Below are 25,426 nucleotides of genomic sequence, written 5' to 3'. Positions count from 1 at the left end.
GTCGCCCAACCCGTGTCCACCACCCGGCGCGCGTGTGGCGGGGACGACGGTCGACAACATCCCGTTGGCGACCCGCACAGACGACCGACTTCACGGATGTGATGGCAGTTACTTTTCAGCGATTCCCTCAGCATCGGGCACTCACGCCGTTACAATCAGTGGACACACCCTTTACCAAACCTTTAAAGGACCCCGGGGTGTGGAGCATCCGGGTACCTCCCGGACCCACCGATGTCGAGCCCAGGCATCAACGCACCCGTGTGGGCACCGGTGCGCACCGATAACAATCCCGACCCGGTCGGTCACTGTCGTCACACGCGACAGCCCATCCCTGGGGCCCCGGAGTGAAACCGCGATGTGTCGAGGGGTCATGTCGCACAACTCTTCCCGGGCCACAGCAAGACGGAGCGCACCCGATCCGACACCGTCCGCGCCCAAGGAGGCCCACACCGCCCCACATCGATGTGCCGTGCACGCACGGGCCGGCGACCGCCCCAGCCCGCCGGCCGCACCGTGCGTAGTTCGCTCGTTTCGCCGCTGATCGTGTCACCGCCCAATTCCGAAAGCGACCCATCTGCTGTGCCTGATCATTTCCACCGCCCCATCGACCGGGACTGGCAGCACCACGCCTCCTGCCGCGGCACCGACACCGACATGTTCTTCTCCCCCGACGGTGAACGCGGCAACGTCCGCGCCCGGCGTGAGCACGCCGCCAAACAGATCTGCCAAGACTGTCCCGTGCTCGCCGACTGCCGCGCCCACGCCCTCACGGCCACCGAGTCCTATGGCATCTGGGGCGGCCTGTCCGAAACCGAACGCGCCCGCCACACCCGGCGCACCCGCCACGCGGGCCCGACCCCGCGAGTGTGGCGCGTCACCGGACCCTTTAACCTGGCGGATCCGAACACCCAGAACGTGAAGGTAGAACAGTCATGGCCACCGACTACGACGCACCACGAGTCACCGAATCCGACGAGTCGGCGGACACCTCCCTCGAACAGCTGACCGCCAGCCGGAAAGACACCCAGTCCCCCGTCGTCGACGTCGAAGACACCGACACCGCCGAATCCTTCGAACTGCCCGGCGCCGACCTGTCCGGTGAAGAACTCACCGTCCGCGTCATCCCCAAACAATCCGACGAGTTCACCTGCACCAGTTGCTTCCTCGTCCACCACCGCAGCCGCCTCGCCGACGCCGCGCAACAAATCTGCCGCGACTGCGCCTGAACACGTCGGACCAACCGAGAAGCGCGGCCGCCCTCAGATTGGTCCGCATCGCACACCCTCGATCGCCGACGCCACGGTCTGATTCGCCCCTTCCACGGGACCGCCCTGCGGCCCGGAGGCGACACGCGGTGGGGCGGGCGGGGCTCGAACCCGCGACCAATGGATTATGAGTCCACGGCTCTAACCGACTGAGCTACCGCCCCATCCCCACTATCGTGGGGCGTGGTGATGCTACCGGCCACCCTGCTGGCCGTGGCCCCGGCCCGTGCCGAGGACAGTCTTCATGCGCGGCCGAAGAGCTGCCGCACGCCACCGGTCTCATCGACTGCGTACAGCGCCATCCCCAACAGATCCAGAACCCGCTGAGGCGCCCGCACCGCAGCCTCCACCGATCGCCGCTCGTCACGAACGACCAGCGCAAACGACACCGACTGATCCGCCTCGCTCGGCATCCGCCGCACCAGCTGCCCGATGGCGGTATCGACATCCAACCCCGGCGCGGCGGTCGCACCCTTGACCTCGGCGTAGAGCCGACGCCCCTCCTTCTCGGCAACGAGGTCGACGAACTCCGTATCCGTTCGCACCGTCCAGCCCTGAGACGACAACCACCCCGCGAAATCCCGGGCCACGCGCGCCTCCTCTCCTCTCATACCGCCACGGTAAGCCAGAAACCCCAGTTCCGAACAACACCACAGCGCACAACGCGTCGGGCGCCGACGTTGCCACAGCTCACTCACGTCCCGGCAGATGCCACGCGGCGGGGTGGACATCAACGGACAACCCCTACAAGATGAATCCGTTTCGATCATGTAATCGACTGGCTGCTAGAGAACTTCTAGTACACGATGTCGGACGCCACCCACAACTGACCATGAAGCATGGTCACACTCGGGCGGTGGGACCGGGCGCTGACCTCTAGATCCTCGGACCGTGATTGCCTCCCGGAAGGCGCGCCCCCGTTCGATGTGAACACACAGAGACTCACACCACTACTGAGCATCCCGCACCGGACCCACTCCAATGACAAGCACGGAATACATTGAGCACAAATACTATTCCCATGCTCGTCCAGGCATTTCCTCGCACAGCACGGTCCCATCGATAGCGTCGACCTCGACCACACCCTTTTCGCACCGCACGATCAAACTCCCCATGATCTCTGGCACCCACCAGATGACAGGCCGCTCCTCGCAGAGGCGGTTGTTGCCCCACCTCGAGCCGCGGTGAACGCTCGGCGGGGCCGGAGTGACCTCGCACAGGAGAGACTCAGCGATGGGCAACTGGTGGCCCTACAACAAGCCCGTGCCCGCCGACCGCGCGCGAGTGGCTATGGATGATGATGCAGTGCAGTCGTACTCATGACGCTGAATCGTCCGCTCTCGCGCCACCGGACGACCTTCCGCAGCGAAAGCAACCGCGCAGACCACTCCTGCGGTCGAGCCGACCCCGTCGTGCTCAGGCACTGTCGATCTGTCCTTGCCGGCTTCCGTTGACGACCACTCCCGACCAAATCCGATACGAACCGACCTGCGCATCGACGATGACCCCTGATGGCTTCGACCGCGCCACGAACCGGGACCCTGTAGAGCTCCGCTACGGCATCATCCGGACGGTGAACTCTCGCCGGACAGGTCCGGCGCGACGCGGGCAATGCCTCAAGTGACTCGTCACCGCCCGGCGGACCAGCGCAGGTAGCAACACTTGCCGTGTCGTGGTCATGCGACAGTGCAGGACTGCATGGTGGTTGGTGGACTCGGCGAGCGGACGGGTTCCGTAGGCCATGTCCCCCACCAGAAAGACAAGCTCATCAGCGTCGACGCCGTCGCGGATGTCGCCTTCAGCGCGGGCTCGGTGGGCCAGATCGCGGCACTGCGTTGCCGAGTTGCGAAGACGAGATCGACTTCCTCGCCCTCAGCGAGGGCGCACCCGCTGGCTGAGCGACGCCGCCGCCGGAGGAGTCGTCCGGATCCGCCACAGGATGCCCAGCGCAGTCGAATTCGCCCACTTCCTCGCCGCCGGATGAGTCGATCAGGCATTGGCCATGGCCGCGGCGCGGTTCGGCGACCGATCTAGCCTCGATCCTCGACCACCTCGCCGCCGCCGCACAGCCCGGACCTGTGGTGGTGGTCGACGAAACCCACTCCACTTCCCGGCACCGCCGGATGGGGCCGGGTGGGCGCATGAACAGGAACAGCAATTCGTCACCGCCCCTCCCCGACGAGCTGGCCAAGATCTGCACCCGTACGTGGCTGCCGCGTCCGACACCGCTCGAGACCACCCAGGCACGACGCTGGGACCCGGACGAGGCGGTGCGGGTACTGCTGCAGGAGGAAGTCGTCGGCCGGGACGTCGCCACCCGGCGGATGCGCAATGTTCGACGTCACGGCGACCGAGCGGCGCTCGTATGCGCATCAACGATGCGGTAGAACGCCTCCGAGGACGTCCTCTCCAGGGCACCACCCCTCGGAATTCGACACGATCGTGCCGAAGATCCTGGCCACCGCTGCTGTCGATCGGCTCCTGCACCCCGGCCACGTCGTCCCCTCGCTGGCAAGGGCGTGCACCCACTCGACCAAAACGCGGAACGGCGGCACCGCCCGCCACCGGTCTTCAATGACCACACATCGGAATCGTGATGTCCACAGATCCGGAGATCTCCTGTCCGCCGGTCCGGGCTTCCGCGTGTTCGTTGACAGCAAATCGAGCGAATGACATCAGCACCAGTATGTTCCGGCCGGAAGCTCATACCCCCCGTAGAGATCCGCCTTGGGGCGGGTGGCAGTTCGAATAGTGTCGCGGAGGCGAAACCGTGGGAAGCGCGAACCTCTCACAGAGAAACAGTGGCCCACCTGCAGCGCGCCCACAGCGAGAAGTGGAAGAGCAGGATTTCAGTAGGTATCTGGGGTGACAATCCGTGAGGACTGCGCCGACCAGTTTGGCGGTCACTGCTCTCGCGCCTGACGAGGTTCCTTCCGAGAACACTGTGCGATGCCGAGTAGGGCGTCCTCGTGGCGGTCCCTCCGGCGCAGCAGGTGGCTGCGACTTCCGCCCCAGCGCTCTTTGCCTCACTCGGGCACTCTCGCAGACTTTGTCCCACAGCGCTCGCACCAAGACAAGTTGCGCAACAGGGGACCCCACCGACTGAGAACGATTCAGGGTCTTGCCGGGGGGTCCCGTGCCGCGTGCCGTGCCGTTGCGACCCGGCAAAGCGAAACCCCGCCCAACTCTTAGGTGGGGTCTCCACACCAACCAAACGCTCGAAGATCGGTCGCGATCGATGCGCGTTGAGACTATGCGTGTCGAATCGACCAAGCCAGGTGTTCGTTCATATTTCGAACCTCGACTGCGTCACACTAGATGCGACGTCGATCGGGCCCTCACTGTTACCAGTACCGCCTGACCAAACCTGCCGACACCCGAATAAGCGCGTAGGCAGCCAACGGACCGTCGCGCGAGAGCGGTTGCTGTCCTTTGGGCGATCTGTCGCCAGTGCCTCTCACGGACCTCAAGTCGGCCCTGTGCCGGGCCTTCGAGTGCCAGGGTGACCGCCACGCCCGATTCTCGAACCACTCGGGTCTTACGTTCACTGAGTGAACGATCATGATTCGGTTGTCCGCATCACGAGCAGTACTCGAACTGCTATTGAAATGTTTGTCACTAACCGTTTTAGTGGAGTCGCGACGATCAGGGATCCTGTTCGCTGAGTGGACATAGATTGTGAAGACGACGCTGGGTCGACCCTGTGCGCTCAGACTGAGTCGACGATAGCGAAACTCCGGCACCGCTCTGGTCTCTGCTTCAACGGTTTAGCGGCCGTTTCTCAACCCGGATCCTGATTTTCGCACCAACAGTCACGCCACCTGAATATTTGAGGACCAGCCATGACTACTGCAGAGATCACCGACCGCATAGCTGTACCAGCCGATTTCGTCAGCGGACTGGAAGGCGTGGTCGCGTTCACCAGCGACATCGCCGAACCCGACAAGGACGGCGGCGCCCTGCGCTACCGCGGCGTCGACATCGAAGAACTCGTCTCCAAGCACGTCACGTTCGGCAACGTGTGGGCCCTGCTCGTCGACGGCCGCTTCGGCCCCGGACTACCCCCGGCCGAACCGTTCCCCCTGCCCGTGCACACCGGCGACGTCCGCGTCGACGTCCAGGCCGGCCTCGCCATGCTCGCCCCCATCTGGGGATACCAACCCCTCCTCGACATCGACGACGACACCGCCCGCGAACAACTCGCCCGCGCCTCCGTCATGGCCCTGTCCTACGTCGCCCAGTCCGCCCGCGGCATCTACCAGCCCGCCGTCCCGCAGAAACGCATCGACGAAGCCAACACCGTCACCGAACGGTTCATGGTCCGCTGGAAGGGCGACCCCGACCCCGCCCACGTCGCCGCCATCGACGCCTACTGGGTCTCCGCCGCCGAACACGGCATGAACGCCTCCACCTTCACCGCCCGCGTCATCGCCTCCACCGGCGCCGACGTCGCCGCCTCCCTGTCCGGGGCCATCGGCGCGATGTCCGGCCCCCTGCACGGCGGCGCCCCCGCCCGCGTCCTGCCGATGATCGAAGACACCGAGAAGTCCGGCGACGCCCGCGCCCTGGTCAAGGGCATCCTCGACCGCAAGGAAAAGCTGATGGGCTTCGGGCACCGCGTCTACCGCGCCGAAGACCCCCGCGCCCGGGTGCTCCGCGCCACCGCCCAACGGCTGAACGCCCCCCGCTACGAGGCGGCCGCCGCCCTCGAGCAGGCCGCCCTCGCCGAACTGCGCGAACGCCGCCCCGACCGGGCCATCGAAACCAACGTCGAATTCTGGGCCGCGGTCATCCTCGACTTCGCCGAGGTCCCCGCGCACATGATGCCCGCGATGTTCACCTGCGGCCGCACCGCCGGCTGGTGCGCCCACATCCTCGAACAGAAACGGCTCGGCAAACTCGTCCGCCCCGCCGCCATCTACACCGGACCCGCACCCCGCCGAGCTGATGATGTCGAGGGCTGGGACCAGATCGCCCATACCAACTGACAATTCGACGTCCTCGTTAAGGAAGAGACGGGCGCGAATAGTCCTGACTCACAATCTGTTCGGCAAAATGTTGAACTGAATGACCATAAGAGCGGAAGCGACGAGTCCGAGACCTCCCTCCTGGGTGCCCTCAGTACAGGTCAAGCCTCTCAATTCTCCGGGATCAATACCATCTCCGGCGGAGGCCGCAAGATGCGCTCGAATTCCAACAAGACCTACCGGCGCTGCGCGGCCGACTCTATCGGCGTGCCGGTTTCCTCTCGGGCGGGCGTCCTGTGGTTAGACATAGGCAGGCACGTGCCCAGTTCGGCAGTGACCGTGTGGAATCCATCCGGGTAAACCGGCAATGGTCGGGATGCGTGCGTGAATCACCGAAGGACATTGACCAGCGGGCGAGCTTCGGCCGCGGGCATCGATCCGGACTCCAGCACTCAGGCGAGCCAGCTCCCCATACTCCGTGATGGGATGCGCAGCGGCGCTGGCGCCGGCCATGTCGTTCTACCGGACCACCTCCCCAGCGATGGTCCACGCAGACCTGATCTGATGGGCCTATTACCACCGGGTGGTCGGGGCAGCGGTCGGGGTTGTCGCAAGTTTGGTCCTGCCAAGATCAGTCTCAGGCGAGCCTGAGTCAGGAACCATCGATCCCTCCCGTGCGGGAATGAGGTTGCCCCTTGAAGGTGGACACCGGATTTCATGCGGTGTCCACCTTCAAGGGGCAACCTCATACAGCGCCTCCACCCGTTCCGGCGACACCGAACCCGACGCAGGCCTGCCCAGGTCAACGTCCAGATCCGCGAGATCAAATATCCGGTGCCCCGCACCGGTACGCCGAGACGGCAACCGACCCTCGACGCCGCCTAACGCACCCCGCCACCGACATGCCCAGGTACTCCGCAGCCTCACCAATCCACCTGCCGCAGATAGCAATAGCTACTATGAGATAGTCACAGAAATTCGATCAACAGCGGGAAGCCTTCGCGACAGGGTGGCCGTGGAATCCATCGAGTCAATGGCGCGACTCACGCCACCGTCATCATGGCCTAAGTGTCATGGAAGGCTCGCTCGCCGAAATCGCCCGCGGGACGACACCGTAACCGTCCAACACCTACTTCACCGCGATGTCGCGAAATCCAGACGGCGTTTCCGGCCCTCCGACGCGGAGGGGTTACCCCGAACCTAGGGGGTCGTTACCGGAAAAGCACAATGCACCACCTACTCGACGACGAGGTTGGCCGCCCCCTGATCAACCTCCGAGAAATTGGACATGCGATTGCCTCTGCTCCGTCACGCCCTCATGCCTGCCGGGCGAGTCCTGACCCTTCCACCGCGAACAGCAGAACTCGGCGGCCCCCGAGTAGTCACTCGCAGACGCACCCGCCCTTGCAGCTAGCAGGTATTGCAGATGGACGCTGGCGGCGAAGATCTCAAGCGCCTCCGCTGGGATCGTGGAAGTTGCACCCGAGCAGGATCAGTGATCCTTCGAGTCTGTAAGGAGTATGGACGTGCACAAACTCGAGCAGACTTCGAGTTTCGCCGCTCTCTCGGCTCCCAACTTTCGCCGCTTCGTTTCAGGACAGAGTATCTCGTTAGTCGGGTCCTGGACGGAGACAGTCGCCCAGGCACTTCTGGTCTTGCAACTGACTCATTCACCGATGATGCTCGGACTCGCGACCGCGGCGCGCTACCTGCCGGTGCTGGTGTTCACGCCCTACGCCGGCGTGCTCGTCGACAGGTATGACAAGCGCCATTTGTTGATGATCACAGCGACCGTCCTGGGGCTGCTCTCGCTCATCACCGGCACTCTTGTTGCGACCGGCGTCATCGTCCTCTGGCACGTGTTCGTCCTCGCACTTGGTTTCGGATGCATGAGTGCGATGGACAACCCTGCACGCCAGGCGTTCATCCCGGAAATGGTCGAACCCGGGCTCGTTCGCAACGCCGTGACGCTTAACAGCACATTCGTCAATGTCGGTCGTGCTGTCGGACCGCTGGTTGCTGCGGTGCTGGTGAGCACTACCGGCCTAGCGTGGTGCTTCTACGTCAACGCGGCAAGCTTCGCTGCCGTTCTCGTTGCGTTAGCCACCATGCACGTCGCGGGTCTGAACCCGGTAGTCGCCACGCGCCGCGCCGCCGGCCAGTTTCGCCAGGGACTGAGATACGCCGTCACCGTGCCGGAGATCGTCGGGCCAGTCGCGATGATGGCACTGATCGGAACGCTGACATACGAGTTTGAGGTCAGTCTGCCGGTCTTCGCCAAATATGCGCTGCACGGAACCCCGAGCACGTACAGCTGGCTGATCGCGGCATTCGGCGCCGGATCCGTGATTGGGGGGCTGTGGAACACCCGCCACCCTGCGACCGGATTGCATCGGCTGATCGTCACGTCCGCGTTGTACGGCTGCGCGATGTTGGCGACGGGGCTGGCACCGGATGCGTGGTTGGCGGTCCCGCTCCTGTTCCTCGTCGGCCTGACCAGCATCACCTTCCTCACCAGTGGAAACAGCACGATCCAGCTGGCCGCACCGCCGACCTATCGCGGCCGCGTGACCGCTTTGTGGTCGACGGCGTTTTTGGGAAGTACCCCATTGGGTGCGCCGATCATCGGTGCCATCGGTAACGTCAGCGCAGCGGCGACGCTGTTCGTAGGAGCCGCCGCGTGCGGTGCGGCCTCAGTCCTCGGTGTCGTCTTGTCTCGCCGGGGAACCACACATCCTCATACGATCCACACTCACCCCTCGATCGAGGGAGCAGAATCGGAGGTAGCTGCTCACTGGCCGCCGCAACCATGATGGCTGGGCCAGCCGCGGATATCCGCTCGAATGGTTTCGCCTCGACACCCGAAGGATGCGCCGCCGTGGTCACCTACCACGTCGCGCCCGCGGCTGCAGCAACGGGATGCAGAACCAGCCCAGCACCGCCGGCGCTGCCCAGGCGGCAGGACCGCAGGGCCGATTAGTATCTTCGACGGTTGGAACCCAGCACTCCGAGATAGGCGGTCGAACCATCGCCGGCACAGATGTCCATGAGCGCGGGCGACGCTAGCTCCTGACACTGATCTCATTCCTCGCAGGCGAGCAGGGCCGTCGCGCCCAAACATCGACCCAGAATAGTGCCCAGCGGCGGGGTCGATGAGTATTCTCGAAGTCGGTCACTTCGACGGTGATCGAGCGCTTTTCTCACGAACTGCGAAACTCGGGGTCGACGATGGCCGAATTCCATCCTCCGGCGACGCGGTCCGATCCGCTCTCGGCGATTGCAGTAGAGCTGGCCGCGGCCGGGTTCGACGATGCCCACGAAGTCGGACGTGGCGGTTTCGGAGCGGTCTACCGCTGCTGGCAGCGCTCCCTCGAGCGCACTGTTGCCATCAAGGTGCTCACTGCCGCCGCCCTCGACTCGGACAATCTCGACCGGTTCCTCCGCGAACAGCACGCCATGGGCAAACTGTCCGGGCATCCCAATATCGTCAGCATCTTCCAGAGCGGCACCACGGAATCGGGCGTGCCCTACATCGTGATGCAGTACCACCCACGCGATTCCCTCCACGCGCTGATCCGCGAGGCGGGCCCTCTGAGCTGGCAGGACTGTCTGCATATCGGGGTCAAGATCGCCGGGGCGCTCGAGACGGCACACCGGCGCGGCACCCTCCACCGCGACATCAAGCCCGCGAACATCCTGCTCACCGAATACGGGGAGCCTCAACTGACCGACTTCGGCATCGCGCGAATCGCCGGTGGCTTCGAGACCGCCACCGGCCTCATCTCCGGTTCCCCCGCGTTCACCGCACCCGAGGTGCTCCAGGGACAGACCCCCACACCGGCGTCGGATCTCTACAGCCTCGGGGCCACGCTGCTGTGCGCGCTCAACGGTCACGCCCCCCGAGCCGAGCAGACGGCCACTCAGGTGCCGCAGACCACCGAAGGAACATTGCCCGGTGCCACCCAGACCGACATACCCGCCGACGTGCGCTCCGCCATCAACCATGCGATGACGGGCAACACCGAGGATCGAACCGCGACCGCCGCCGAGTTCGGTGAGGAACTGCGGCGGATCCAGCGCCGCCACGGCCTGACCGTCGACGCCATGGCCGTGCCCACCGACCTCGGCGACCCCCACGACCGCGACCATCCGCAATCGGCTCGGGCACGGGCAAGTTCGGAGAGCAGGCCGGTGACGACACGGCTGCGGGTGATCCTGGCCGAAGACGACGTCCTGCTCCGCGAGGGTGTGGCGAGCCTGCTCACGCGCTCCGGCTTCGACGTCCTGGACCAGGCCGGCGACGCAACCACACTCCTCGACCTGGTCCGCGAGCGAGCCCCCGACCTGGTGATGGTCGATATCCGAATGCCCCCGACCCACACCACCGAAGGGCTCGACGCCGCCCGCGCGATCCGCGACGAATTCCCCGAAGTCGGCATCCTGGTCCTGTCCGCGCACGCCGACGTCGAACACGCGATGGAGCTACTCGCCAGCGGCCGCGGAATCGGCTACCTACTCAAGAGCCGCATCACCGACGTGGACGATTTCATCGACACCCTCCAGCGCATCGCCGCGGGGGCCTCCGTCGTCGACCCCGCGCTGGTGCAGGAGTTGGTCTCCGCCCGCAGGCGCAACGACCCACTCGCCGCACTCAGCGCGCGGGAGCGGGAGGTACTGGCCCAGATGGCGGAAGGACGTTCCAACGCCGGCATCGCCCACCGGCTGTGGGTCACCGAGGGCACCGTCGAGAAACACGTACGCAGCATCCTCACCAAACTGAACCTCCCCGAGACCGGCGACGATCACCGACGAGTACTCGCGGTCGTCACCTTCCTCGAGGCCCGCTGACCGGAGCCACCCGCTCCCCTTCGGTTCCGTCACCGGCGCCGAGCAGTCCCCGGATCGCCTCGGACGACAGCTCGGACTTCGACACGAAACCCACCGCGGGGCTCCCGGAGATCAACTCCGCCAGGTCCTGCTCGGCGTGAGTGGAAATCAAGATCACCGCAGCCGGGAACACCGCTGCGTCGAGCCGCTCCGCGAGGTCGAAGCCACTCTCCGGTCCGAGTTCGACGTCCACCAGGATCACATCGGGCTGCAACTCCGTGGCCGTACGTATCGCGTCGGCGGTATTCGAAACAGTACCCAGCACCGCGATGCCCTGCTGCTCAAGGAGTCTCCGAGCAACATTGAGAAAGGTTGGGCTGTCATCGACGATCACGCACCGTAGACGACCGAGTTGCAACACCATGCATCCCATGGTGGACCCGATACCCCCGGTACGCATTCCTGCTAGCAGGAAAACACCCGGCACGGCGTGCAGAGCGTAATCACGATGGAGGCGCAGAGGCCGACACGAGCGGGCAGTGTCAGCGTCGCAGCATCTCGTGACCCGCGGGGACCCACGGCGTTGTCACATCCCGGCCAGAGCGAGCCCAATCGCGCCGGCAACGACGGTCGCCAGCAAGGGCACGACTGCATTCGCGATCCCGACCCGGTATCTTCCGCGTTGAAACAGTCGCATGGTCTCGAAACTGGCGGTACTGAAGGTGGTATATCCCCCACAAAACCCAACACCCAAGATCAACTGCAACTCCTGCGGCGCATCGTGGAATAGCACCAGCCCGGCCACGAAACCGAGGACCAGGGACCCCGTCACGTTGATCACCGCCGTCGCCCACGGAAACTTGGCCGCATGGCGGTGTTCGATAGCTCCGTTCAACATGAACCTGCAAGCAGCGCCCGCGCTACCCGCGCAGGCGATCCACAACATCATCATGATTTCGCCTTCGGCCGAAGTGATCGCACCTGCGCCCCGGCGACGATACCGATGGTAGTGGCGATCATACCCACGAGGATCGTGCCCACCGCGTAGCTGCCAGCGGTCCACCACTGATGCCCGCGCAGCAGCAGATCAGTATCGACGGCGAAGGTGCTGTAGGTGGTGAAGGCGCCAAGCAGTCCAGTTCCCGCCCCCAGGCGTAACCGCTTCCGCCAATCAGTGTCTGGGCCTAGCCGAATCAAAGCCTCGAGTAGCAAACCGAGCAGAAACGCCCCGGCCACGTTGATCGCGAACGTGGTCACCGGCCACCCACCGGCCACCTCATGAAACCACACACCGAGCTGAAAACGCAGTGGGGTGCCAACTAGTCCACCGGCACCGACCGCGGCCACCTCACGCCCTCTATATCCGACGAACGATCGGTTTGGCCTAGCCAGAACATCCGTATCGTGCCCGGTTGCCTGCCGGAAGGTCCAGTCCCTTCGCGCAAGTGCTTGCTGCCGTTCCGTCATGGTGTCCAATTCTGTGTGGCGCCAGCAAGGGGTGGATCGAGTGGCGGGTTGATGTAAATTCTCACGCAAACGCGGTTCGACATCGCCGCCGCCAGCATGACCTTGCGGATGCAACCAGCCCCAACCTCGGTATTGCAGGTAACTGCAATACCGGCTACTGCGTAGCTCAGACCTCTGCATCCGCGATCGAGTCGGACAAATTCGACCGATTCATCGTGAAGGCAGATCTCAGGCACTCGTCGGGCATCCCGGCGGCATCGAGCGGTTCGGTGGTGTGGGATTGGTGGGATCCCCTGGTATGTCGCTCCGGGCGGAACCAAGGGTCCGTTGGGCAGCCCGGCCCCTTAATTACTCGCCGGTTACCGGGATGGTGATGTTCAGCGTGGTCCCGTGACCAGGCGGACTCGTGACCTGCATCTGTCCGCCGAGGGCCTCGACACGGTCCTGTAGTCCGATCAGTCCGGAGCCTGCACCGGACGAGGCGCCGCCGATACCGTCATCTCGAATCACCAGGTGGAGATAGTCTCCCTCCACGCTCATGGACACGTTCGCCTCAGAGGCCCGAGCGTGCTTGGCAGCATTGGTGAGCGCCTCGGCCACTACGTAATATGCGGCAACCTCGACCGATTCCGTGAATCGGCGCTTGACAGCGGCATCGACAGTCACGGGCACTGCCGAGCGTCGAGCCAGCGTCCGGACCGCCGATCCCAGCCCGCCCTTCGACAGGATCGCCGGATGGATTCCGTGCGAGAGTTCACGCAGATCCTCCGACACGCCGTTGAGCCCCGAGGCGATTGCCAACAGCTGCTCCCGCACGTCCGCCCAGTCGGCCGGCACCGACGCCTCCGCCATACGCACCTCGAGTCCGAGCGACACCAGCCGCTGCTGGGCCCCGTCGTGCAGGTCACGTTCCAGGCGACGCCGCGCCTCGTCGGCGGCCGCGACGATCCTGGCCCGCGAGGCGATCAGTTCGGCACGGGTCGCAGCATTCGCGATCGCGGTCGCGACGAGATCGGCGAAGTCACCGAGTCGGGCTTCGGTGTCCCCGGGCAGCGGCTCGGTGCGCCGCGATCCGACGATCGCCGCGCCCCACACCCGTTCGTCCACGACGATCGGGACTCCCACGATCGATCCGAAGCCCTCGGCACGAATACGCGTCGCAACTGCCCCTCCGACATGTTCGTGGTTGTCGATCCTGGCTCCGTGGCCGGTGCGCAGGACGATCGCCCCGACGTCGTCGCCCTCCGTCGAGATCCGGTCCCCGGTGACGGGCATCCGCGTCATCCCCGGCTCGTATCGAACGGCGACCAACGTCGCGGTGCCCTCTCCCTCGTAGCGAAGCAACACGGCGTTGACCACATGCAGCCAGAGCGCGAGTTCTTCGGCCACCGCCGTGAAGACCTCCGGAGGGCTGGCCCCGCGCGCCGCTAAAGTCGCAACCCGGCGTAGTGCGGCTTGGTGTTCGGCGAGGATCGCGAGCTCGTCCCGGCTCGCCTCGGCCTCCCGGCGGCGCAGAACCGCCTCCGCAGTGCGCAATCTGGCCTGGCCCGCCATGAGGTTGGCCACCAGCGCGACGGGCAAGAAGACCACGATGGCCACCCAGTCGCTGGCCTTGGTCGGAAACAGAGTTCCCTCCACCTGGAGGTGGAAGTATACGTAGACGAACGCGCTCACCACTGTCGTCAGCACCGACAGCGCGAATCCCCACCGCGCCGCGACCACCAGAACTCCGAGCAGGAACACCGCACCGAAGGCGTTCTGCGGCGCTACCTTGTTCAGCTGGTGCACTACAACGGTTTCCACGATGATCATGGTGGTAGCGACCACGATTCCCAACCATAACGGCGGGGTGGTCGGACGCACCAGGAGCGATATCAGACGCGCAGGCATCTGGTGCGCGTCCGCATCGTAAGCCGCCCAAGGGGGCGCTGCGCCGCGCCGCGACAGCGCTCCCATCGACGACCGTGACCACTTTCGCGTCATCGTGCATGCTCGGATCAGTCGTGAATCTCTCGGACAGACCTCGATGAGCATATATCGAGGAGCACCGCCCCCTCTATTCCAAACGAGCCAATTCGCTCCGCGCAAACGGCCTTGCGCTAGCTGCAACTCTCAGGTTGTCACCCTCGATTACACACCAATGGAATCGGTGATCTGATTTCAAGACCGAGCTGATCCATCGTGAGCACGCGTGGTCCGGCGGGCATGGGAGGAGAGGAAACGGCCGAATGCATGCGCTGGTTCAACGCGGTTCGACTTCCCCCGTGGTCGACTAGCTATCGCCGATCGACCACGAAACGCGCTACCGTGAACATCGCTCCCTTTCCCATCGCCACCTCGCTTCTTGAGGTGGCTGGAACTCCAGGGCAGTATTGCCGGGGCTGCCCCGAATGGGTGGGGGCGAATAGCAAGTGGCTCATAGCCGACGACAGGGAGTAGCGTGATGCCGGGCGCACGACGACATGTCCAGGTCCGCCGGATATACGACGATCCCGCCCCAGAGGACGGCACCAGGGTACTGGTCGATCGGATCTGGCCGCGTGGGATCAGCAAGGAACGTGCGCACCTGGACGAGTGGTGCAAACAGATTGCGCCCTCGACCGAACTGCGCAAGTGGTATGGCCACGACCCGGCACGTTTTGACGAATTTGACCGCCGCTACCAGGCTGAACTCTCCGATCCGGACCGGGCCTCGGCGCTGATGCACCTACGCGAGCTCGCAGGTCAGCAGATGCTCACACTGCTCACCGCGACACGACACCCCGCGATTAGTGAGGCAACGGTCCTTGCCGGCCTCGTCAGAGCACCCGACCCGTCATGATCCAGAAGGGATTGCCATTAAACGACATCTAACGTCAATTCTCAGAGGCCCAGCGAACGAACTATGGCTTGGACCCCCGGTATCAGTTCCTCCTCAAACCACGGGTTCTTGGCGAGCCACGGCTGGTTGCGGGGAGAGGGATGCGGCAGTGGAAGGTAGCCCAGCCGAAGATATTCTTTCGATGCCTTGACGGTATCGGTCAGCGTCGCCTTACGGCGGTTACGCAAATAATGATCTTGTGCATACTTACCAACCAACAAAGTAAGCCTTACGTCGGTCAAATGATCATTCAGCGCCCCATGCCAAATGGGCGCGCATTCCCGGCGCGGTGGATTATCACCAGACTTCGCCTTTCCGGGATAACAGAAACCCATCGGGATAATGGCGACCGAGCGCGAATCGTAGAACTGGTCCGGCGTCAATCCTAGCCAATCACGCAGCCGATCGCCGGACGGATCATCCCACGGGATTCCGGTTTCGTGAACCTTTCGCCCGGGTGCCTGGCCGATAATGCGCAGTTGGGCCGACTGGCTCGCCTGCAGAACCGGCCGTGGACCGCACGGCAGTTGGTCTTCACATTGTGTGCACGCGCGGATGCCTTCGAGCAACTGCGTCAACGTTTCCTGCACGTTCCGTACACTCCCGGGTCGATGGCTGAACAAGTAGAGGGGTGGAACAATCAGAGTGATGTTGTTCGATCGGGCGGGTAGGTCAGGCGTGTCCCGTCGACTCGAGCGAAAGACGTGAGCAAGTGCACCCGATAGCTGATGTTGGACAAGATATCGACAACTGTCACACCGCGTACGCTGAGCGCATCGGCCACCAACGAACGATGGCAGCGCCACGGCATGGCTTCGGCGCACATTATAGCAACGCGCTCTTTCCGGCCCATTTGGACAAGCATGTCGAGAGCATCCTGAAAGTCCGCGGTCAGCATATAATCGGCGTAGCCGCGAAAGCTCTTGTTTCTCCAACCGGAATTGGGAGAATCCTTGTGAGCGTGCCGCAGGCCGCCGAGCGATTTCATCGGCACATAACTAATATGATAGGCGGGCATTCCGTTCGCCAAGGAGGAACTATCGAATTGTGGATTGTGACGCGATCTCGGAATCGTACGAATATCCACGAGTCCCGCAATAGCGTAGATTTTCAATATACCGACGAAACGCTCAATTGTCAGTGTCGAATGTCCAAGGGTGAAAATTGTCCCATCCGGCCAGTCCACTTCCCGCGGCGGAGGATGCTCGTTCAAATAAACTCCGTCATCCAACCGGGGACTCCAATCGTCGGCGATGCCCTCCGTACGACGGCGGCCAAATCGGCCCTTGCACGGCTCGCATGGAGTAGGGGCCTGATCTCCGTTAGACTACGCGCCTAGAATAGACCAAGTCAGACGAGGGCCAAGGCGGCCGGCCGCAACATGTCGGCGGCGCTCGCGACACCGCAATGTGGCCGGCAGATACCGTGCCGAAAACGCCAACGATTTACGAATCGACCTATCTTTAAAGCTTCCGACGGTCGGTTTAGTCCCGCGGCAACGCCAATGCGATCGATGAGTGAAGTACTCCGCCGATTCCGATTAGCGCTGCGCGCATCCGGCGACCATATCCTGACATCTTACCGTGCGGGCGGTACTCAACGAGACGGGCGGCGTCCGTCCACTCTCCGGGCTCAAGCAGCGAGCGTACGCACGAAACATTAAAGACTGTAACTAGTTCCGAACATCCTGCGCAGTATCTGGGTCCGAGGAGTCGACGCGTTGAGCCTGTTGTATCACCGCGTCCGGCAGAAGTGCTCCCGTTGGACGATGCTGCGCACGCAGACTATTCGATTCGACTCGGACCACAGCGAGGTTAGGCCCTCGTCAATCCTACTGGATCGACCATGACAGATCGACGGGCGGCCAAGTACCCTTGGCAGAACCGTCGTCGACGGCGCACAACGCAGTGCAGCGCAGTCGACCGTGCAGGAGATACATGCGACGGGTGACCTTGGAGGCTGCCACCAAGGCCGTTCGGATGCTCGCTCATGGCAATTCGCGGGGCGGTGAGAGGACGGTCGAATATGGACACGGATCGCATAGCAGACATCTGGGGTGCTCGTACTCCACACTCCGGCGGTACGCCATGGGCGGAACGGGTCGATGAGTACCTTGTCGACGGCGTCGCGGGAGTTGACGTCGATCGATGGGTGCGCAGTGCATGCCTCCTGTGTTCTAACGGCTGTGGGTTGGAGATCGCAGTTGCCGACGGCCAGATGGTCGGCATGCGTGGCCGCGCGCAAGATCGAGTTAACCATGGCCGGCTCGGCCCGAAGGGGTTGTACGGATGGCAAGGTGAGCAACGCGACCGCTTGACAACGCCACTGATCCGGAAGGGTGGCCGACTTGTCGAGACAGACTGGGACACAGCGATGTCCCTGGTATCGGACCGGTCTCGTGCGTTGCTCAAAGCTCTAGGCCCGCTCTCGCATGCGTTCTACACATCCGGCCAGTTGATGATCGAGGAATACTACACACTTGCAATGATCGGGAAGGGCGGCATCGGAACGCCGCACATGGACGGCAATACCCGCCTGTGCACCGCGACCGCTGCTTCTGCCTTCGGGGAGAGCTTCGGATGCGACGGACAACCAGGCTCCTACACCGACATCGATCACTGCGACGCGCTTTTCCTGTTCGGGCACAACGTCGCCGAGACGCAAACCGTGCTCTGGGCTCGAATGCTCGACCGACTCGACGGCCCAAACTCACCGCGGCTCGTCTGTGTCGATCCGCGTCGGACCAATGTGGCCGAGCGAGCCACGGTACATTTGCCGATCCTCAATGGAACCAACCTGGCATTGATGAACGCGCTGGTGCACGAGCTGATCGCTCGCGGGTACGTGAACACCGACTACGTCGAGGCACACACCATCGGCTTCGACCGGCTCGAGGATCTGACGCGGGACACGACCCCGGAGTGGGCCGCGGAAATCTGCGGCGTGCCTGCTGCAGACATCACCGCGGCCGCCGAGATCTTCGGCACGAGCGATCAGGTGGTATCCACTTGCTCAATGGGCTTCTACCAGTCCCACCAGGCAACCGCGGCATCCTGCCAGGTGAACAACTTGCACCTGCTGCGTGGGATGCTCGGCCGCCCCGGTGCAGGGATCTTACAGATGAACGGTCAGCCCTCGGCGGAGAACAATCGTGAAACCGGCTGCGGTCCAGCCCTCCCGGGATTCCGGAACTGGCACAACCCCGAGCACGTTCAGGAGCTGGCCGACCTGTGGAACGTCGATCCGCTCGTCATCCCACACTGGGCGCCCCCGACCGACGCCAACACAATCTTCCGCTACGCGGAGCAGGGCTCGATCAGGTTCCTGTGGATCGCAGGCACCAATCCGATGGTGTCAATGCCGGACACCCAACGCATCCGGCGCATCCTCGAAGGCGAGCAGTGCTTCGTCGTGGTGTCCGATGGTTACCGAACCGAGACCACAGAGCTCGCCGACGTGGTGCTGCCGGCAGCATTGTGGGGGGAAAAGCCCGGCACCGCGACCAACGTTGACCGAACCGTGCACCTGTTCGAGCAAGCCGTCGACCCGCCCGGGCAAGCGCGCAGCGACTTCACAATCTGGCTCGATTACGCCCGGCGACTCGGCCTGACCGATAAGGAGGGCGCACCACTACCCCCGTGGGACGAGCCGGAAGAGGCATTCGAGGCCTGGAAACTGTGCACCGCCGGGCGACCGGTGGATTACACCGGGCTTAGCTACACACGGCTGCATGAGCACGGCGGTATGCAGTGGCCGTGCAACACAGCTTCGCCCGAAGGCACCGAACGTCTCTACGTCGACTCGCAGTTCCCCACCACTGCTGAGGCCTGCGAAAACTTTGGTCATGACCTAGCCACCGGCGTTGGTGCTAGCGAGACCGAGTTCCGCGCTCTTCACCCTGACGGACGCGCCATCCTCAAAACCACACCGTACCAACCCGCTTTCGAAGTGCCCGATGAGCAGTTCCCGCTGCGGTTGACCACCGGTCGTACCGTTTACCACTGGCACACGCGAACCAAGACCAAGCGTGCCGTTCCGCTTCAGGGAGCCGCGCCGTCGATGTGGGTCGAGATCTCACAGCCGGACGCCACCCGCCTCGGCATCATGGAAGGCGACATCGTCCGAGTACGCTCACGTCGCGGCAGTATCGAGGCGCCAGCGCGGGTCTCACACGTACGTGAAGGGGTCGTCTTCGCCCCGTGGCACTACGGCGGATCCGACGAAACGGCCGCCAATGAACTGACGCTTAATGCCTGGGACCCGGTCTCCAAGCAACCCGAGTTCAAGGTCGCCGCTGTTTCTGTCCAGCGTATTCGTGCCGGCGAGGGGCCTGCTCCGGCGCCTACCAACACCGCATCGGCCCCGGTTGACGGTGACGGTGTCTATCGCGCGCCGGAATCATTGCGGTGATGGTGGTGCATCTCCCTACCTATCTGACTTTGCTCGGTTCGGCAGAACACACACTGGCCGCCTCTTATCGGTTGGTCTCCGATGGGCACTCAGATGAGCCCGATGTCCGCTACGCCTGCGAAGACTTCGCCCGCCAATGCATTCCACACGCCGAGGCCCTCGACCCGATCGTCGGTCGGTATCAGGATCGCCGGCAACCCGAGCCGGATCGGCTGCATCCACCCGGGCTGCCGACTGCCCGCGACGGCGCTATCGGTCTCCTGCGTGACCTGCAAGATCTCTACCAATTGGCTTGTTTTGTCGATATCACGTGGTCCGTGGTGGCCCAAGCCGCATCGGGCGCTCGCGACCGCGAGCTTTTGGACGTTGTCGCACGATGCCACCCCCAGATCACCGCACAATTAGCTTGGCTACGGATGCGCATGCAGGCTGCAGGCCCGCAAATCCTACTGATTGGGCCGTAACCGTCGATGTTGATCGATGTTCGGCGCCCTCGCGCCCTGAGAGCTCTACGCCTCGGAGGTGTGCGGCCCGTATCTACATCATGCAGGCTCCGGTACCTTGTCGACGCACGGGTCACGCCTGGCTCGTCGCCGGTTGCCGTCTCATTACCGTCCTCGAATGTTTGACCATCAGCATCGCAGCCGGCTTACCCGCTCAAGGGTTGGAGGTTGGAACGCCGCATCGTCCACCAAGAACAACCAGATACGCACCGGGCAACTCGGAGATCTCACTGTCTGGTCGTCAATGGACGATGAACCGTCGTCCACGGCCTTTGCGACTCGCTGGTCGGCAAGGCGGCCTCAACCGAGGCGCACCGACGCCCCACTACGATCACCACTTCGTGATGGTGTTTCTGCACTTCAAACACCCACCCCTTCGTCATCGGACGCGGGTTCCGGTCGAGTCAGGTGATTCACCGAGAACTGTTTCGTTTGAGGCTGCCGATCCCCAGTGAACCGTCCGAGGAGACCGGGGGCGTGTTTCGGACGGGCTCCGTGGTCGAGGCAGATTCAGCGGTGATCGGTGGGGATTCGAGCAGCGCGACGGTGGGGACGAAGAACAACGATCCGGTGACTGGGGTCGAAAAGTCGAGGATGCGGTCGTGCGAGGCAGGTGATCGCCCGAGAAACATGTTCTCCAGCATCTGTTCGATGACCCCCGGGTCAGCGGTGTAGCCGATGAAATACGTCCCGAAGGTCCCGGTCGCAAAGTTGTAGAAGGGCATGTTGTCGCGGACGATCTCGCGTTGATTCCCGTCGGTGTCCTCGATGGTGTTCAGCGCCACGTGCGAGTTGGCGGGTTTGACCTCGTCAGCCAGTTCGACGTCCTCAAGTTTGGTCCGTCCCATCACCCTCTCCTGCTCGTCGACCGGCTGCGCATCCCAGTCCTGCAGGTCGTGGAGGTACTTCTGGACGATCACGTAACTGCCGCCGACAAAGTCAGGGTCCTCGTTCGCGGTGATCGTAACGGCGTCGACGGCATCGTCACCCTCGGGATTGGCGGTTCCGTCGACGAAACCGAGCAGATCACGCCTGTCGAAGTACCGGAAGCCGTGCACCTCGTCCACGACGGTTACCGCGCCCGCGAGCTGCTTCATTATCAACCGGGCGAGTTCATAGCACACACCTTGTTCGGTAGCACGAATGTGGAACAGGAGGTCGCCGTCGGTCGAGGGGGCGTGGTGGCGCTGGCCGCGCAGTTCGCGGAACCTGTGCAGGTCCCGCGGCCTCGGGGCGGAGAACAGGCGGTCCCACACCGCCGCGCCGATGCCGACGACGACTTCGAGGTGCGCAACTGGCACCCGGAACCCCACCGTCCGGCGCAGATCGGCAAGGTCGCCGAGCAAAGCGCGGGTGACCGATTCGCCACCGGGCTCGACGCGCAACACGAGGATCACCGCCGACGCGGTCAACGGGCTGAGCACCGCCTGCGGCAGTATCTTCTTGTTCGTCATCACATGACTCCTGTGACTTCTGCGTGGACCGGACGAAGTCGGTTGATACGTTCATGATGCGGTCATCGAGGTCGCTTCGTCAGCCGATCCGGACCACGTAATCTCGGTAGCGATCGATGAGTGCCGGGTGAAGTCGTGGTCGGTCCAGCGGTGGCCAGACGCGTTTGGTTCTGCGGTAACGCTGTCGGCAAAGGATCTTGCCCAGTTAGACGCCATAGCGGTCGGGAGCCTGAGTCCTAATCAGTCGAACTCCGAGATCATGTTCGACTCCTCAGCCGATCCGAGGTCCTACCACTCTCCGCACCTGGAATCTCCACCCGAGGAGCCAGCCATTGCTGCGCGACGCCGAAGTATTCGGACTAGGTGACCGAGACGCTCGCGTCGGGATACACCCTTTCGCGCCGCGGGATGAACCAAGCGATCACGAGCGCGACCAACGCCGCGATCCCGGCCGCCGCGAACGCAAGCCGGAAGCCGGTTGCGGTGGTATAAGCGTGGCCGCCCACCATCACGACATTCTGTGCGAGGAGCACTGCGGCGACGGCGCTGGCCGTGGACGTACCGATCGACCGCATCAGGGTGTTCAAACCGTTTGCGGCGCCGGTCTCACTCTCAGGAACCGAATGCATGATCAGTGTCGGCAGCGCCGCATACGCAAATCCGATCCCAATTCCGGTGAAACACCCCACCAGGACGGTGTGCCACACCTCCGTCATCAGCACCAGCGCCAGACCGTATCCCGCTGCGATCATCGTGGCGCCGATGATCAGGCTGGTGCGAGGCCCGCGAAGGGCGGAGACCCGTGCGGCGATCGGCGACATAACCATCATGATCAAACCGGTCGGGACCAAGCACAGGCTGGCCACCACCATCGACTGCCCCAGCCCTACACCCGTCACGTTGGGCATCTCGAGTAATTTTGGCAGAACCACCGACGACGTGAACAGGCCGAAGCCGACAGCGACCGACGCGAGGTTGGTCAACAACACCGGACGACGGACACTGACGCGAAGATCGACCAGTGGACTACGTGACCGCCACTGATAGAACCCCCAGACCAGCAGCACAGTCACTCCGCCCGCGGCACAGACCAGGGTCGGGGCCGCGGACCAGCCCCAGCCACTGCCCTTGGAGACCGCCAGCAACAGTCCTGTAAGCCCCACAGCCAACCCGAGCGCTCCCGGGACGTCGAACCGGATCTCCCGATGTTGTGGACCCGTCGGCACGAGCACCCAAAGCGCCACCACCCCGAGGATGCTGAGTGCTCCCGACATCCAGAACAACGTGTGCCAGTTGTAGTGCTGCGAAACGAACGCCGACAACGGCATTCCGGCCGCTCCGCCTACCCCCAGGGTGGAACTCATCAACGCGACGGATCGCCCCAGTCGGTCTGCGGGAATGGTGTCACGCAGCATGCTGATTCCTAAGGGAATGACGCCCAGGCCGGCCCCCTGGAAGGCACGTCCCACGATCATCGGCATCAGCGTGGTAGTCACCGCCGCCAAGAGCGAGCCGACCAGGATGGCGCCGAGCAGGACGAGCGCCACCCGCTTCTTGCCGAAAATGTCGCCGAGTCGCCCGGAGATCGGGGTGCAGACGGCGCCCGCCAGGAGCGTGACCGTGACGATCCAGGATGCGTTCGAGGGGCTCGTCGAAAGCAACCGCGGAAGTTCCGGAACTAGTGGGACCACGAGTGTCTGCATGAAGGAGCAGATGAGACCGCATCCAGCCAGCGCCGCCGTGATCAGAGCGGGGCTACGGACCCTCCCAATCACGGGCGGAGACAGAACGGTTGCGGACATGGATCACGACCATTTCACATCAATTAGTTAGCACATACATATTCCTTTCGGTCATCATGACCGATATGCGCCGAAAGATGAAGGGAAAGCACTGCATTCATGCATCCAGGTCAAGGCCCGCGACCCCAACCACCTCGCCTGCGCCACGGCGTCCACGGCCGAGGCCTACGAACGGATGGCGGGGAGAGCCGACGACGACGGGCCCATCGCGTATACCCGAGCGGCCTGTCCGGGGACGTGTTCGGAAAGCCGCACCGCCTTCAGGTAGTGGTCGGGCGACTCTTGATCGCTCCGCCTATTGTCTACAACGTCCGCGCGCAACACTCAGCTTCGAACCAGGTCTGGCGTGCGGGCCGGTGGGGTTCGACGAAGGTGAAGTTGTGCGAAGCTCAGTCGCGCCAATAATTGTTGGCCGCGGCAATGGTCTGGAATTCTAGGGCAATCACCTGGCTCGCGGCGATGAGGCTTTCGGGCGTCGTCGAATAGTTGGGACGACCCCCTTTCAGCACGTCGAAGTCGGGCTGCATGTTGTGGATGCTGTGACGCGCCATCGTCATGGCGAGAGCACGGCCCTCCTCGGCCGTCGCGGTGATGAGACTGCCGCCCGGCACGAGCACGAGCGCGTCATCTGGAACACGGTTCATGACAACTCCCTCTCGAGGTGGCGTCGAAACGGGGAATCACGCCGCGCCGCAGGCGCCATCGATGTGCAACACAAGCGATGCTAGCCGCTCGACCTTCACTGGGACGCGGTATCGAATGAGGAAGTGCGCCCCTACGGGGCATACTCGAGACTGTCATGGACAGTCAATGGCGCCACCTATGCGGCGGCGTATAGTCTCACAGCAGTCAACCGGAGGGCTCAGACGATCCCGGCACGCATTCATCTCTCGGGCGACCCGACCAATTAACGTCGCTGCTTTATGCCGCCGATGTGGCCCTCGACAGAGCCCGAGCTAGTCGGGGTTGAGTCCGCCGGGGACGACGTCCTGTCGGTCTCGAGTGGGCGGATGAAGCGGTGCACTTGCCGCAAGCCATAAGGCGTTTAGCTTTTGCCGTTGGGGACGCTCCCGCGAAGCCGGTGACATAGACAGCGGAACCTCGAATTCCACCATCCAGACGGACCTGAGCCCACCTGCTCCGCCCAACCGCTCTCCATGCCGCGGTACGTTCACCACGGATAAGTGCCAAATGCATCACCCGATTGGGGTACCCCCGGAGACACAAACCCGCCTGCGAGCGGACGGTTCGTAGCTGGAAGCTGCCACTTAAAACACTCCGCTGACGCTACGCGCGGCGCGTTAGTTCTCCTCGACCTCTTTCGCACAGTTCGCATAGTCAGCGGCCGTCGAGCAGTGGTCCGCAGCCGTCGCCTGCTGGAGCAGCTCATAGAGCTGCTCCCGTTGGTCCGGGGCAAGAGCGGAAAGGACCTCTTCTTCAGCAACTGCAAGGGCGCACTCTGCTGCAGCCAGGTGGCACGCTCCTGCCTCCGTGAGCTGAACGAAGTGGCGGCGCCGGTCCACCGGGGACCGGATACGTTCGACGAAGCCTGCGCCTTCAAGATCATTGAGAAGACCGACGACGTTTGCCCGATCCATCATCAGGGTGGCCGAGAGCGCCTGCTGCGTAATGCCACTGCGGTCGCGTAGCACGGTCAAAGCAACTAGGTGACGCGCCCGCAGGCCCAACGGCTCGAGGACGCGTTCACCGTGCAATCGCATCCGTCTGGCGAGGTAATCGAGAAGGGCACCACAACGGTGCGCGGGCTCGGTCACAACAGGCAAACCATCCATGCCACACATCCTATCCTTCCCCACCAACAGTTGGTGTGATAGAACTGTTTTGTCTTACACAAACTATTTGCTTGACGC

18 protein-coding genes, 1 tRNA gene and 3 pseudogenes are annotated in these 25,426 nt (G+C 63.6%); 9 read left to right on the top strand and 13 right to left on the bottom strand.

The features are described 5' to 3' along the window. The first annotated feature begins 579 nt into the window (after positions 1 to 579). Both ACLIVD_RS40090 and ACLIVD_RS40085 read left to right on the top strand, forming a co-directional pair. Positions 580 to 919: pseudogene (locus ACLIVD_RS40090) on the top strand (WhiB family transcriptional regulator). Positions 920 to 932: 13 nt separating this feature from the next. Continuing rightward, on the top strand, positions 933 to 1,226 hold the full coding sequence (locus ACLIVD_RS40085) for a DUF4193 domain-containing protein (protein ID WP_491933464.1): 294 nt from the start codon (positions 933 to 935) through the stop codon (positions 1,224 to 1,226). Positions 1,227 to 1,355: 129 nt separating this feature from the next. Here ACLIVD_RS40085 and ACLIVD_RS40080 read toward each other — a convergent pair. From ACLIVD_RS40080 to ACLIVD_RS40070, 3 genes and pseudogenes are all read right to left on the bottom strand, one after another. Continuing rightward, a tRNA-Ile gene (locus tag ACLIVD_RS40080) sits at positions 1,356 to 1,429 on the bottom strand. Between the two features lie 78 nt (positions 1,430 to 1,507). Further along, positions 1,508 to 1,855, bottom strand: coding sequence for a hypothetical protein (locus ACLIVD_RS40075; protein ID WP_491933463.1), 348 nt, complete (start codon positions 1,853 to 1,855; stop codon positions 1,508 to 1,510). A 1,719-nt stretch (positions 1,856 to 3,574) separates the two neighbouring features. Then, a pseudogene (locus ACLIVD_RS40070) lies at positions 3,575 to 3,666 on the bottom strand (ATP-binding protein); the annotation flags it as partial. 17 nt (positions 3,667 to 3,683) lie between these two features. On the opposite strand from ACLIVD_RS40070, the pseudogene ACLIVD_RS40065 reads away from it, so the two are divergent. The 4 genes and pseudogenes from ACLIVD_RS40065 to ACLIVD_RS40050 form a co-directional block, all read left to right on the top strand. Beyond that, positions 3,684 to 3,767: pseudogene (locus tag ACLIVD_RS40065) on the top strand (ATP-binding protein); the annotation flags it as partial. Positions 3,768 to 5,107: 1,340 nt separating this feature from the next. After that, positions 5,108 to 6,253 (top strand): citrate synthase 2, encoded by a 1,146-nt coding sequence (locus tag ACLIVD_RS40060; RefSeq protein ID WP_491933462.1) that lies wholly within the window; start codon positions 5,108 to 5,110, stop codon positions 6,251 to 6,253. Between the two features lie 1,505 nt (positions 6,254 to 7,758). Next, positions 7,759 to 9,045: an MFS transporter gene (locus ACLIVD_RS40055; RefSeq protein ID WP_491933461.1), complete on the top strand. Its 1,287-nt coding sequence runs from the start codon at positions 7,759 to 7,761 to the stop codon at positions 9,043 to 9,045. Positions 9,046 to 9,460: 415 nt separating this feature from the next. Beyond that, a complete protein-coding gene (locus ACLIVD_RS40050; protein ID WP_491933460.1) occupies positions 9,461 to 11,080 on the top strand; it encodes a protein kinase domain-containing protein in 1,620 nt (539 codons plus the stop codon). Here the strand turns inward: ACLIVD_RS40050 and ACLIVD_RS40045 are convergent. The 4 genes from ACLIVD_RS40045 to ACLIVD_RS40030 form a co-directional block, all read right to left on the bottom strand. Beyond that, positions 11,058 to 11,492 carry a LytR/AlgR family response regulator transcription factor gene (locus tag ACLIVD_RS40045; RefSeq protein WP_491933526.1) on the bottom strand — a complete coding sequence of 145 codons (435 nt, stop codon included), beginning with the start codon at positions 11,490 to 11,492 and terminating at the stop codon, positions 11,058 to 11,060. The genes ACLIVD_RS40050 and ACLIVD_RS40045 overlap by 23 nt on opposite strands. A 153-nt stretch (positions 11,493 to 11,645) precedes the next feature. Beyond that, positions 11,646 to 12,011, bottom strand: a complete 366-nt coding sequence (gene crcB, locus ACLIVD_RS40040) for a fluoride efflux transporter CrcB (RefSeq protein ID WP_491933459.1) — start codon at positions 12,009 to 12,011, stop codon at positions 11,646 to 11,648. Further along, the gene (locus ACLIVD_RS40035; protein ID WP_491933458.1) at positions 12,008 to 12,526 is read right to left on the bottom strand and encodes a fluoride efflux transporter FluC; all 519 of its coding nucleotides are present in this window, start codon (positions 12,524 to 12,526) and stop codon (positions 12,008 to 12,010) included. The genes crcB and ACLIVD_RS40035 overlap by 4 nt, the downstream gene beginning before the upstream one ends. A 348-nt stretch (positions 12,527 to 12,874) precedes the next feature. Next, entirely contained in the window at positions 12,875 to 14,416 is a 1,542-nt protein-coding gene (locus ACLIVD_RS40030; protein ID WP_491933457.1) for a GAF domain-containing sensor histidine kinase, read from the bottom strand. Between the two features lie 553 nt (positions 14,417 to 14,969). On the opposite strand from ACLIVD_RS40030, the gene ACLIVD_RS40025 reads away from it, so the two are divergent. Then, positions 14,970 to 15,347, top strand: a complete 378-nt coding sequence (locus ACLIVD_RS40025; protein ID WP_491933456.1) for a DUF488 domain-containing protein — start codon at positions 14,970 to 14,972, stop codon at positions 15,345 to 15,347. Positions 15,348 to 15,388: 41 nt separating this feature from the next. Here the strand turns inward: ACLIVD_RS40025 and ACLIVD_RS40020 are convergent, their stop codons facing one another. Further along, positions 15,389 to 15,976 (bottom strand): uracil-DNA glycosylase family protein, encoded by a 588-nt coding sequence (locus ACLIVD_RS40020; protein ID WP_491933455.1) that lies wholly within the window; start codon positions 15,974 to 15,976, stop codon positions 15,389 to 15,391. Between the two features lie 50 nt (positions 15,977 to 16,026). Further along, positions 16,027 to 16,617, bottom strand: coding sequence for a DUF488 domain-containing protein (locus tag ACLIVD_RS40015; RefSeq protein ID WP_491933454.1), 591 nt, complete (start codon positions 16,615 to 16,617; stop codon positions 16,027 to 16,029). A gap of 794 nt (positions 16,618 to 17,411) precedes the next feature. On the opposite strand from ACLIVD_RS40015, the gene ACLIVD_RS40010 reads away from it, so the two are divergent. Together ACLIVD_RS40010 and ACLIVD_RS40005 are read left to right on the top strand one after the other, a co-directional pair. Further along, positions 17,412 to 19,796, top strand: a complete 2,385-nt coding sequence (locus ACLIVD_RS40010; protein WP_491933453.1) for a molybdopterin oxidoreductase family protein — start codon at positions 17,412 to 17,414, stop codon at positions 19,794 to 19,796. Beyond that, complete coding sequence (locus ACLIVD_RS40005; protein ID WP_491933452.1) at positions 19,796 to 20,260, top strand: hypothetical protein; 465 nt, start codon at positions 19,796 to 19,798, stop codon at positions 20,258 to 20,260. Before ACLIVD_RS40010 ends, ACLIVD_RS40005 begins: the two co-directional genes overlap by 1 nt. A gap of 452 nt (positions 20,261 to 20,712) precedes the next feature. On the opposite strand, the gene ACLIVD_RS40000 is transcribed toward ACLIVD_RS40005, so the two are convergent. The 4 genes from ACLIVD_RS40000 to ACLIVD_RS39985 all read right to left on the bottom strand — a co-directional run bounded on the left by ACLIVD_RS40000 (position 20,713) and on the right by ACLIVD_RS39985 (position 25,348). Next, complete coding sequence (locus ACLIVD_RS40000) at positions 20,713 to 21,753, bottom strand: Dyp-type peroxidase (protein WP_491933451.1); 1,041 nt, start codon at positions 21,751 to 21,753, stop codon at positions 20,713 to 20,715. Positions 21,754 to 22,112: 359 nt separating this feature from the next. Continuing rightward, positions 22,113 to 23,444, bottom strand: a complete 1,332-nt coding sequence (locus tag ACLIVD_RS39995) for an MFS transporter (RefSeq protein WP_491933450.1) — start codon at positions 23,442 to 23,444, stop codon at positions 22,113 to 22,115. A gap of 500 nt (positions 23,445 to 23,944) precedes the next feature. Beyond that, a complete protein-coding gene (locus ACLIVD_RS39990; protein ID WP_491933449.1) occupies positions 23,945 to 24,199 on the bottom strand; it encodes a hexameric tyrosine-coordinated heme protein in 255 nt (84 codons plus the stop codon). A gap of 657 nt (positions 24,200 to 24,856) precedes the next feature. Then, positions 24,857 to 25,348, bottom strand: coding sequence for a MarR family winged helix-turn-helix transcriptional regulator (locus tag ACLIVD_RS39985; RefSeq protein ID WP_491933448.1), 492 nt, complete (start codon positions 25,346 to 25,348; stop codon positions 24,857 to 24,859). Positions 25,349 to 25,426: the final 78 nt, after the last annotated feature.

Source organism: Rhodococcus sp. G6(2025) (assembly GCF_058628105.1).
This window is presented reverse-complemented; position numbering and strand designations above follow the sequence as displayed.

What these genes read in the sequence shown, in the direction of transcription:
- ACLIVD_RS40005 (WP_491933452.1), top strand. Translation starts at nt 19,796, where the DNA reads ATGGTGGTGCATCTCCCTACCTATCTGACTTTGCTCGGTTCGGCAGAA.
- crcB (WP_491933459.1), bottom strand. Translation starts at nt 12,011, where the DNA reads ATGATGATGTTGTGGATCGCCTGCGCGGGTAGCGCGGGCGCTGCTTGC.
- ACLIVD_RS40045 (WP_491933526.1), bottom strand. Translation starts at nt 11,492, where the DNA reads ATGGGATGCATGGTGTTGCAACTCGGTCGTCTACGGTGCGTGATCGTC.
- ACLIVD_RS40060 (WP_491933462.1), top strand. Translation starts at nt 5,108, where the DNA reads ATGACTACTGCAGAGATCACCGACCGCATAGCTGTACCAGCCGATTTC.
- ACLIVD_RS40035 (WP_491933458.1), bottom strand. Translation starts at nt 12,526, where the DNA reads ATGACGGAACGGCAGCAAGCACTTGCGCGAAGGGACTGGACCTTCCGG.
- ACLIVD_RS40030 (WP_491933457.1), bottom strand. Translation starts at nt 14,416, where the DNA reads ATGCCTGCGCGTCTGATATCGCTCCTGGTGCGTCCGACCACCCCGCCG.
- ACLIVD_RS39990 (WP_491933449.1), bottom strand. Translation starts at nt 24,199, where the DNA reads ATGAACCGTGTTCCAGATGACGCGCTCGTGCTCGTGCCGGGCGGCAGT.
- ACLIVD_RS40025 (WP_491933456.1), top strand. Translation starts at nt 14,970, where the DNA reads ATGCCGGGCGCACGACGACATGTCCAGGTCCGCCGGATATACGACGAT.
- ACLIVD_RS39985 (WP_491933448.1), bottom strand. Translation starts at nt 25,348, where the DNA reads ATGGATGGTTTGCCTGTTGTGACCGAGCCCGCGCACCGTTGTGGTGCC.
- ACLIVD_RS40050 (WP_491933460.1), top strand. Translation starts at nt 9,461, where the DNA reads ATGGCCGAATTCCATCCTCCGGCGACGCGGTCCGATCCGCTCTCGGCG.
- ACLIVD_RS40000 (WP_491933451.1), bottom strand. Translation starts at nt 21,753, where the DNA reads ATGACGAACAAGAAGATACTGCCGCAGGCGGTGCTCAGCCCGTTGACC.
- ACLIVD_RS40085 (WP_491933464.1), top strand. Translation starts at nt 933, where the DNA reads ATGGCCACCGACTACGACGCACCACGAGTCACCGAATCCGACGAGTCG.
- ACLIVD_RS40010 (WP_491933453.1), top strand. Translation starts at nt 17,412, where the DNA reads ATGGACACGGATCGCATAGCAGACATCTGGGGTGCTCGTACTCCACAC.